Genomic DNA, 2,040 nt, shown 5'->3' on the forward strand with positions numbered 1-2,040 from the left:
GTGATCGGCGGCTCCACCTTCGTCACCGAGCCGGCCATGGCGGCCACCGTCGGCTCGGTGATCTTCGTCGTGGTGGTGGTCGGCGGCATGGGCTCGCTGTCGGGCGCCTTCGTCGCATCGCTGCTCATCGGCATCGTGCAGACCTTCGCGATCGCGCTCGACTATTCGCTCGGCACCGCCCTCGGTCAACTCGGCGTGAAGCTCGGCGCCGAGGCGACCGGCAGTTCGCTGCTGCGCCTCACCGTCTCTCAGGTCGCGCCGATCCTGCCGTATCTGCTCTTGGTGCTGATGCTGATCTTGCGGCCCAAGGGTCTGCTCGGCACGCGGGAGGACTAGGGTGCATTTCCTCGCCCAGCGAGTGCGGCCCAGCGCGGTGGGGCGACTGAGATGAGCGTTTCTCGCACCGCCTGCTACCCATTCAAGCCGCACAAGGTCGGCCGCTGGCTCGTGTGGGGCCTGTTTGCGCTGGTGCTGCTCGCGGCGCCACTCGTCTTTACCAGCGGCCTGTCGCGCACCATGCTCTCGCAAATGGGCATCGCGATCGTCGCCTGCCTGTCCTACAACATGCTGCTGGGGCAGGGCGGCATGCTGAGCTTCGGCCACGCGGTCTACACGGGCCTGGGCGCCTATGTTGCGATCCATGCGCTCAACGCGGCGGCCGGTGGCCGGCTCGACATTCCGGTCAGCCTGATACCGCTGGTGGGCGCCGTGGCCGGCATGGTGTTCGCGGTGCTGCTCGGCTTTGTCACCACCCGCAAGGCCGGCACGCCGTTCGCGATGATCACGCTGGGCATCGGCGAACTGGTGTTCGCCGCCTCGCTGATGGTCCCCGAGTTCTTTGGCGGCGAGGCGGGCGTGGCCGGCAACCGCGTGATCGGCCAAGCGGTGGCCGGCATCAGCTTCGGGCCGCAGATCCAGGTCTATTACCTGATTGCGCTCTACACCTTCATCGCAACGGCCGCGATGTTCGCCTTCACGCGCACGCCGCTCGGCCGCATGCTCGAGGCGGTGCGCGACAACCCCGAGCGCGTGGAATTCATCGGCTACAACCCGCAGCGGGTGCGCTACTTCGCCTTCGTCATCGCGGGCTTCTTTGCCGGGCTCTCGGGCGGCCTGTATGCGATCAATTTCGAGATCGTCACCGCCGAGGTCGTCGGCGCGGCCCGCTCGGGTGCCTACCTGCTGTTCACCTTCCTGGGTGGCGCGACGGTGTTCTTCGGGCCGATCATCGGCGCGGTCTTGATGGTGATCGCCTTCGTGCTGCTGTCGGAGTTGACCCAGGCGTGGCTGCTCTACCTCGGCCTCGTGTTCCTGTTGATGGTGATGTATGCGCCGGGCGGCGTTGCCAGTTTGATCTTGATGAACCTGCGCGTGGCCGCCCTCGGCAAGCTGCGCACGCTGTGGGTGTCGTACCTGGCGCTGGCCGGCACGGCGCTCGTGTTGCTGGCGGGCGCCGGCGCGATCATCGACATGACCTACCACCTGCAGCTCGGTGCCGCGATCGGCAGCACCGTGCCCTTTCTCGGCGCGACGCTCGACGTGACGAGCCTCGACAGTTGGTTCGGTGCGGGCTGGGTCCTGCTCACCGGCCTGGGCCTGTTCGAGATCACCCGCCGGGAGTTCGTGCGGCAGTGGGGCGTGGTGCAGGACGAGATCGACCAGGACCTCCAGCGAAAGGAAGCCTCGTGAGCCTTGCGCTCGAACTGAGGGACGTGCGCAAGCGCTTCGGCAAGACCGAGATCATCCGCGGCGCCAGCCTGGCCGTCGAGGCCGGCGAGCGCGTGGCCCTCATCGGGCCCAACGGCGCGGGCAAGTCGACCTTGTTCAACCTGATCAGCGGGCGCCAGGCGCTGAGCAGCGGCGAGATCCTGCTCCACGGAGAGCGCATCGACGGACAGACGCCCTACGAGATCAACCGCCGCGGCCTGGCGCGCAGCTTCCAGGTCAGCAACCTGTTCACGCGGCTGTCGGTGTTCGAGAACATCCGCTGTGCGGTGCTGTGGAGCCGGGGCTTGCGCTACTCCTTTTGGAACTTCCTCG

Annotated in this window: 2 protein-coding genes and 1 pseudogene; all 3 read left to right on the forward strand. The window is 67.3% G+C overall.

Annotated features, from left to right (window positions below):
* A pseudogene (locus tag RMO12_RS15625) lies at positions 1–336 on the forward strand (branched-chain amino acid ABC transporter permease); the annotation flags it as partial.
* A 51-nt stretch (positions 337–387) separates the two neighbouring features.
* Positions 388–1,689 carry a branched-chain amino acid ABC transporter permease gene (locus RMO12_RS15630; RefSeq protein ID WP_309639976.1) on the forward strand — a complete coding sequence of 434 codons (1,302 nt, stop codon included), beginning with the start codon at positions 388–390 and terminating at the stop codon, positions 1,687–1,689.
* Positions 1,686–2,040: ATP-binding cassette domain-containing protein (locus tag RMO12_RS15635; RefSeq protein WP_309639977.1), on the forward strand; the 355-nt coding region annotated here is incomplete at its 3' end. The genes RMO12_RS15630 and RMO12_RS15635, both read left to right, overlap by 4 nt.

The organism is Methylibium sp., assembly GCF_031393925.1.
Lineage (GTDB): Bacteria > Pseudomonadota > Gammaproteobacteria > Burkholderiales > Burkholderiaceae_C > Methylibium.

Bases quoted from the DNA above. Each gene is read 5' to 3' on its own strand.
- RMO12_RS15630 (WP_309639976.1), top strand. From the start codon at position 388: ATGAGCGTTTCTCGCACCGCCTGCTACCCATTCAAGCCGCACAAGGTC.